We start from the raw sequence: 7,361 nt of genomic DNA on the forward strand, positions 1-7,361 counted from the left end.
GTTACGGCGGGGGGCGGCGAAGGAGGCGCGGAGCAGCGCGTGGGCAGCGCGTGAGGCAGCGCGGGGGCAGCGCGGGGTCAGTGGGGGGTGATGCCCCAGGAGGCGGTCCACGGCTCGCCGGGCTTGAGCACGATCAGGTCCCGGCCGGAGCGCAGCGCGTCCGGCGGGCAGGTCATCGGCTCGACGGCGATCGACCGGCGGCGGCGCGGCTGGGCGGCGCTGTCCGCGGTGTACAGCTGCCACCAGCCGAACGCGGCGTCGGCCCAGACACTGGTCAGCGGCGCGTCGGGGCCGCCGAGCACGACCGCGTGCCGCCCGTCCTCGCCCCGGATGACGTCGCCGAACGCGGTGTCGAGGCGGCCGGATCCGATCCGCTTGGCGGTCGTGTAGTCCCACTCCGAGCCCGCCACCTTGGCCGCGCCGATCGGCAGGCTGCGGCCGTCGACCAGCAGCCGGGACCGCGCGGGCACGGTCAGCCAGGTGTCCTCGACACTCCCGGCCGGCATCAGATACGGGTGGGTGCCCAGGCCGAACGGCGCCGGCTCCGCGGCGGTGTCGGTCGCGCCGTGCGTCACCGTCAGTCCGTCGCCGGCCAGCTCATAGCGGGTGGTCAAGCTCAAACTCCACGGGTACGCCGGACGCGCGGCCAGTTCGAGACCGAGCGTGACGTGCGACGGGCCCTGGTCGAGCAGCCGCCACGGCAGCCACCGGACGAGGCCGTGGATCGCGCTGTGCGTCGTCGGTTCCGACAGCGGCAGCTGGTAGGTGTTGCCGCCGAAGGCGTACTGGCCGTCCCGCAGCCGGTTCGGCCAGGGCGCGAGGACCTGGCCCGCACCCGCGGGACTGATCTCGTCCTCGGCGTACCCGTCGAGGACTTCCCGGTCACCGGCCCGATAGGTACGCAGTCCCCCGCCGATCTCCACGACCGTGGCGGTCTGGTCGGCGTGACTGATCGTCCATTGTGTGCCCGACGGCGCTTGTGGCATGGGCGAACCTTAACCGACCGTTCGCGGCTTCGTATACCGGACCAACGAAGGGACGACCACGGCGAGCGTGACAACAAGCAGCACACACGCGACACCGCCACCGACCCAGGCGCCCGTCACTCCGAAGGCGGCCGCGGTCGCGCCGGCGCGGAGGTCGCCGAGGCGGGGTCCGCCGACGACGACCGCTGTGCGTACGCCCTGCACCCGGCCGCGCAGCTCGTCCGGGCAGGCCTCCAGCATGATGATGTTGCGGTAGACCGAGCTGACCAGGTCGAACACCCCGCCGACGGCGAGCAGCAGCACGACCAGCCAGAGTTGGTGGACGAATCCGGCGGCGGCGACCGCCGCACCCCAGCCGACCACCGCTGCGAGCAGGGCCAGCCCCTGGCGGCGTACGCGGGAGATCCAGCCCGAGGTGAGCCCGGCGGCCACGGTGCCGATCGCGATGGCCGCGTAGAGCCAGCCGACCGCGGCCCCGTCACCGCCGAACCGCTCCGCCCCGAGCTGCGGGAACAGTGCTCTCGGCAGGGCGATCACCATCGCGACGAGGTCGACGGCGAACGACGCGAGCAGGATCGGCGTACGCAGCAGGAAGCCGAATCCGTCCACGATGCTCCGCCAGCCCGCCGGGGCGGCCGAATCGTGCGCGGGCAACTGCGGCAGCCGATAGGTGGCCCAGAGGCTGGCCGTGAAGAGCAGCGCGTCGAACAGGTACGCGACGGTCAGCCCACCTCGGCCGGGCGCGAACGCGAGCAGCATGCCGGCCGCGAGCGGGCCGAACACGATCATCGCGTTCATCATCGTGAAGTTGAGCGTGGTGGCCGAGGCAAGATCCGCCTCGCCGACCAGCCGGGGCAGGATCGACTGCCTTGTCGGCGTCGACACCGCGAATCCGGTGGTCTGCACGAACAGCGCGATCAGCAGCAGCACCGGATTGACCAGGCCGGTCACCGTCGCGACGAACAGGAACAGGGTCGCCAGCCAGACGATCACCGACGAGGTCAGCAGCAGCCGTCGGCGGTCCATCGCGTCGGCGTACGCCCCGCCCCAGATCGAGAAGACGAGCATGGGCACGAAGCCGGCCAGTCCCAGGAGGCCGACCCACAGCGAGGACTTCGTCAGGGCGTACATCTGCACCGGCACGGCGACCGCCGTGAACTGGGCGCCGAAGAAGCCGAAGGCGTTGCCCACGAAGACACGGCGGTACGTCGTGTGCCGCAGCGGTGTCAGGTCGATGAGGAACCGGCGGGCGAGGGGGGTCGCCGTCACGGAGCCAAGCGTTCCACGATCCACTCGTCGTGATCAAGAGTCGTCCCGGTCACCAGGCGCCGGAAGCGGAGCCGGTCGTGGAGGCGGGACGGCCGGCCCTGCCAGAACTCCACGGTGTCGGGGGCGACGCGGTAGCCGCCCCAGTGCGGCGGCGGTGGCACTTCGTCGGCGAAGCGTTCCGCGTACGCCTCCCACGCGTCCTCCAACGGCTCGCGCCCGTCGATCACCGTGGACTGCGGGCTGGCCCAGGCCCCGAGCTGCGACCCGCGCGGTCGTTCGGCGAAGTACGCCTCGGTCTCCGCCCGCGGCACCCGGACCGCCCGGCCGGTGACGATCACCTGCCGCTGCATGGCGTGCCAGGGGAACAGCAGGCTCGCGTACGGGTTGGCGTCGAGTTCGCCGCCCTTGCGAGACGTGTAGTTGGTGAAGAACGTGAACCCGCCCTCGTCGTACGCCTTGAGCAGCACCGTCCGAGCGCTGGGCCGACCCTCCGGGGAAGCGGTCGCGACGATCATGGCGTTCGGCTCCGGCAGCCCGGCGTCGACGGCGTCGGCGAGCCACGCGGCGAACTGTTCGTGCCAAGTTGCGGCGAGGTCCGTCTCGACGAGGGTGTCGAGCCGGTAGTCGTTGCGCATGTGCGGAAGGTCGGGTGTGTTCGTGGTCACGATCACATACTCATACACCGTCGAGGCTTTGCTCGAAGATGTGTCGTCACCAGCGGTTCCGAACGGAGTTTCGCAGCGAAACCGGGCGCAAAGCGGGAGAATGTCGCTTGTCGGAGGCCCGCGAGGCTCGCCTCGATGCCCATCGTGGGGGCAAGATGTGCGCTGAACGACCACTCAGCGTCCACGGCGTGGACGTTGACAGCCATTCAGCGTCCACGCCAGTGGACGTTGACAGCCACCACTCAGCATCCCCCGCCTGCGGGTCGTACGCGAAGCAGCCGGGTTCCACGGAGCGTCCCATAGGGAGAGAGCGGAATGTCCGAGTTCAAGCCGGGGCTGGAGGGCGTCGTAGCCTTCGAGACCGAGATCGCCGAGCCCGACAAAGAGGGCGGCTCGCTGCGCTATCGCGGGGTCGACATCGAAGACCTGATCGGCCACGTGTCCTTCGGAAACGTCTGGGCGCTGCTGGTCGACGGCAAATTCGGCCCTGGCCTGCCCCCCGCCGAGCCGTTCCCGGTCCCGGTGCACTCCGGTGACATCCGGGTCGACGTGCAGTCCGCCGTCGCCATGCTCGCGCCGTACTGGGGTCTCGGCCAGCTCCTCGACATCGCCGACGAGCAGGCCCGCGAGGACCTCGCCCGCGTCTCGGTGACCGCGCTGAGCTTCGTCGCGCAGTCCGCCCGGGGCCTCGGCCTGCCGGCCGTCCCGCAGCGCGAGATCGACAAGGCGGCCACCATCGTCGAGCGCTTCATGAAGCGCTGGCGGGGCGAGCCCGACCCGCGGCACGTCAAGGCGGTCGACGCGTACTTCATCTCGGCGGCCGAGCACGGCCTGAACGCCTCCACCTTCACCGCCCGGATCGTCGCCTCCACCGGCGCCGACGCCGCCGCCTGCATCTCGTCCGGGATCGGCGCCCTGTCCGGCCCGCTGCACGGTGGCGCGCCCAGCCGCGTACTGCACATGATCGAGGGCGTCGAGCGCTCCGGGAACGCCGAGGAGTACGTCAAGGGCGTCCTCGACCGGGGCGAGCGCCTGATGGGCTTCGGCCACCGCGTCTACCGGGCCGAGGACCCGCGCGCCCGCGTCCTGCGGCGTACGGCCAAGGAACTCGGCGCGCCGCGCTACGAGGTCGCCGAGGCGCTGGAGAAGGCCGCTCTCGCCGAGCTGCGCGCCCGCAAGCCCGACCGCGTCCTGGAGACCAACGTCGAGTTCTGGTCGGCCGTCGTCCTCGACTTCGCCGAGGTCCCGTCGCACATGTTCACCTCGATGTTCACCTGCGCCCGGGTGGCCGGCTGGTCGGCGCACATCCTCGAGCAGAAGAAGCTCAACCGGCTCGTCCGCCCCTCGGCCAAGTACATCGGCCCGGGTACGCGCAAGCCGCAGGACGTCGAGGGCTGGGACGCCATCGCGCACGGCTGAGCGACCGCCCGCGTACCACCCGCACAACCCGCCTGATCAGGCACTTGATCGGGCACTTGATCGACAGTGGCCCGTGACGACCGTCACGGGCCACTTCGTGGGCGGCGTGTCGGCGGGCCGGGCCTGACGTGGGAGGATGCGACATCGGCAGTGTTGCCGCCGTCCTATCACGGCCCGTTAAGGATTCGATATCGATGGCTGATCCGATCCGCATCCCCGACTCGCTCAAGCCCGCCGACGGTCGTTTCGGCTGCGGCCCGTCCAAGATCCGGACCGAGGCGGTGACCGCCCTGGCCGAGACCGGAACGTCCCTCCTGGGGACCTCCCACCGGCAGAAGCCGGTCAAGGAGCAGGTCGCCCGGCTGCGGGCCGGCCTCGCCGAGTTCTTCTCCCTGCCGGAGGGCTACGAGGTCATCCTCGGCAACGGCGGGACGACCGCCTTCTGGGAGGTCGCCGCGTTCTCGCTGATCCGCGACCGCGCCCAGTTCGCCACCTTCGGGGAGTTCGGCGCCAAGTTCGCCAAGGCCGTCAAGGACGCGCCGTTCCTTGGCGAGCCGACCGTCCGCAAGGCCGACCCGGGCACCGCCGCCGACCTGGTCGCGGAGGCCGGCGTCGACGCGTACGGCGTGGCGCAGAACGAGACGTCCACGGGTGTGGCCGTGCCGGTGACCCGCGTGGCCGGGGCCGACGAGGGTGCGCTGCTGCTGCACGACGCCACCTCGGCCGCCGGTGGCCTGGCCGTCGATCTGACCCAGAGCGACGTCTACTACTTCGCCCCGCAGAAGTGCTTCGCCTCCGACGGCGGGCTGTGGATCGCGCTGCTCTCGCCGGCCGCGATCGAGCGGGCGAACGAGATCAAGGCGACGGGCCGCTACATCCCGGCCTTCCTCGACCTGGTCACGGCGATCGACAACTCGCGCCTGGAGCAGACGCTCAACACGCCCGCCGTCGCGACGGTCTTCCTCGCGGCCGAGCAGACCGAGTGGATGAACAAGCAGGGCGGCCTGGCCTGGGCGGCGGCGCGGACCGCCGAGAGCGCCGCGATCGTCTACAACTGGGCCGAGAAGTCGCCGGTCGCGACGCCGTTCGTCACCGACCCGGGACTGCGGTCCAATGTGGTCGCGACGATCGACTTCGCCGAGGGCGTCGACGCGACGGCGATCGCCAAGACCCTGCGGGCCAACGGCGTCGTCGACACCGAGCCGTACCGGAAGCTCGGCCGCAACCAGCTGCGCATCGCGCTCTACCCGGCCGTCGAGCCGGCCGACGTCGAGGCGCTCACGGCGAGCATCGACTACGTCATCTCGCAGCTCTGATCCACGTATGACGAGAGGGAGGCACCGGTTCGGTGCCTCCCTCTCGCATGTTCAGGCGGTGACGGGCTCGCGGACCGGTTCCGCCACCGGCTGCACGGCCGGCCGCGTGGACCTGCTCACCGCGATCAGCGCCAGACCGCCGACGACATAAGCGATCAATACCCACATCGAGTACGCGCTGCCGGCGCCGTCGAAGAACGCGACACTGCGCAGCAACGTCGCCCCGGCTCCGGCCGGCAGATGCTGCCCCACGTCACCCCAGGGCTGCGGCAGGAGTTCCGGTGCCCCGGCGACCCCGGACAACGGGTTGCCGACCAGGAACACCGTCAGCGCGCCGAGCCCGATGCCGGGTGGTCCGAAGACGCTGCCGAGCCCGGCCACCAGGGCTGAGGCGGCCAGCCCCACGAGTCCGACCGCGGCCGCGTCGGCCCAGTAGTTCCCCGTGATCACCCCGAGCCACTCGCGCAACACGACCGACCCGATCAGGCCGCTGCCTACGGCGTACCCGAGGGAACCGAGCAGGCGGGCCCACTTCAGCGGGACCAGGACGACCAGCAGGATGCCCGCGAGCATGCCGGTGAGCAGCAGGGGCAGGAAGCCGGCCGTGAAGCCGGCACCGCGCGGATCGTCGGCCGGGAGCGGGACCACCGCGACCACCTTGGCGTTGTTCTCGGCGGCGGCCGCGCTGAGCAACGTGGCGACCACGGGGCTCGCGGCGGGCGCGGTGTGGACCTCGACGCCGGACGCCGTCACCACGAACGCGCCGTAGACCTCGCGGTCGCGGATGAGCTGGTCGGCGGCGGTGGCGTCGGCCGCCTGCGTGATCGTGAACGCACCCTCCTCCGCCTGCAACTTCGCGGTGATCGCGCTCGTCGCGGGGCCTGGCCCGGCGACGGCGATCGGCAGGTCCCGCGGGGCCATGTTGGCGGCGGGACCGACGAAGAGCGGGATGAGCAGGGCCTGCGCCACGATGACGACGGCCGCGAGGAGTGCGGCTCGTTTCATGGCTCCTCCAATAAAACGAATGCTCGTTCTCTATTGCCCACAGCATGCTTCCGGGCCCACGCCAGTGTCAAGAACGAACGTTCGTTTTACGATGTGACCCATGCCGCGCGTCTCCGACCAGCACCTCGCCGCCCGCCGCCAGCAGATCATCGACGCGGCGCGGGCCTGTTTCACGCGCAACGGCTTCCACGCCACGACCATGCAGGACGTGATCAAGGAAGCGGGACTGTCGGTCGGCGCGGTCTACCGGTACTTCAAGAGCAAGGAAGAACTGATCGCGGCCATCGTCGGCCAGGTCGTCGACGAGATCACCGGACGACTGCACCAGGTCACCAGCGCGCGGCCCCGGCTCCCCGTCGAAGACACCCTCTCCGCGGCGCTCACCGTCATGGAACCGGCCCTCGGCCCCGACGGCATGTTCCGGGTCGCGCTCCAGGTCTGGTCGGAGTCGCTCACCAACCCCACGCTCAAGCCCCTGGTGACCGGCTTGTACGCGCGGCTGCGGGCGGAGTTCCGGGAGTACGCGTCCGAACTGGCCCTTCCCGAGGGGGTCACCGCCGACGAACTCTCCGGCGTGCTGCTGTCCCTGGCCCAGGGGTACGCCCTCCAGCGCGTCCTCACCGGCGGCCCCTCGCCGTCGGAGTACGTCGCCGGCATCGCCGGCCTAACCCGCCTCGCCCCCCACTGACCCTCCCCCTCCC

7 protein-coding genes are annotated in these 7,361 nt (G+C 71.1%); 3 read left to right on the plus strand and 4 right to left on the minus strand.

The annotated features are described in order from the left end of the window. Nucleotides 1-77: 77 nt before the first annotated feature. From AB0M47_RS41495 to pdxH, 3 genes are read right to left on the minus strand one after another with little or no spacing between them, the layout of a single operon-like run. Entirely contained in the window at nt 78-986 is a 909-nt protein-coding gene (locus AB0M47_RS41495) for an aldose 1-epimerase family protein (protein ID WP_363424203.1), read from the minus strand. A 9-nt stretch (nt 987-995) separates the two neighbouring features. Beyond that, nucleotides 996-2,255: an MFS transporter gene (locus tag AB0M47_RS41500; protein ID WP_253758417.1), complete on the minus strand. Its 1,260-nt coding sequence runs from the start codon at nt 2,253-2,255 to the stop codon at nt 996-998. Continuing rightward, nucleotides 2,252-2,890 carry a pyridoxamine 5'-phosphate oxidase gene (gene pdxH / locus AB0M47_RS41505; RefSeq protein WP_363424212.1) on the minus strand — a complete coding sequence of 213 codons (639 nt, stop codon included), beginning with the start codon at nt 2,888-2,890 and terminating at the stop codon, nt 2,252-2,254. Before pdxH ends, AB0M47_RS41500 begins: the two co-directional genes overlap by 4 nt. Before the next feature lie 345 nt (nt 2,891-3,235). Here pdxH and AB0M47_RS41510 point away from each other — a divergent pair, with 345 nt between their 5' ends. Together AB0M47_RS41510 and serC are read left to right on the plus strand one after the other, a co-directional pair. Further along, a complete protein-coding gene (locus tag AB0M47_RS41510; RefSeq protein WP_253758419.1) occupies nt 3,236-4,339 on the plus strand; it encodes a citrate synthase 2 in 1,104 nt (367 codons plus the stop codon). Nucleotides 4,340-4,533: 194 nt separating this feature from the next. Continuing rightward, on the plus strand, nt 4,534-5,655 hold the full coding sequence (gene serC, locus AB0M47_RS41515) for a phosphoserine transaminase (RefSeq protein WP_363424205.1): 1,122 nt from the start codon (nt 4,534-4,536) through the stop codon (nt 5,653-5,655). 51 nt (nt 5,656-5,706) lie between these two features. Here the strand turns inward: serC and AB0M47_RS41520 are convergent, their stop codons facing one another. Then, nucleotides 5,707-6,660, minus strand: coding sequence for a hypothetical protein (locus tag AB0M47_RS41520; RefSeq protein ID WP_363424207.1), 954 nt, complete (start codon nt 6,658-6,660; stop codon nt 5,707-5,709). A gap of 100 nt (nt 6,661-6,760) precedes the next feature. Here AB0M47_RS41520 and AB0M47_RS41525 point away from each other — a divergent pair, with 100 nt between their 5' ends. Beyond that, nucleotides 6,761-7,348 (plus strand): TetR/AcrR family transcriptional regulator, encoded by a 588-nt coding sequence (locus AB0M47_RS41525; RefSeq protein ID WP_363424209.1) that lies wholly within the window; start codon nt 6,761-6,763, stop codon nt 7,346-7,348. Nucleotides 7,349-7,361: the final 13 nt, after the last annotated feature.

The sequence above is a fragment of the Hamadaea sp. NPDC051192 genome, from assembly GCF_040682475.1.
In the GTDB taxonomy this organism is placed as follows: Bacteria; Actinomycetota; Actinomycetes; order Mycobacteriales; family Micromonosporaceae; genus Hamadaea; species Hamadaea flava.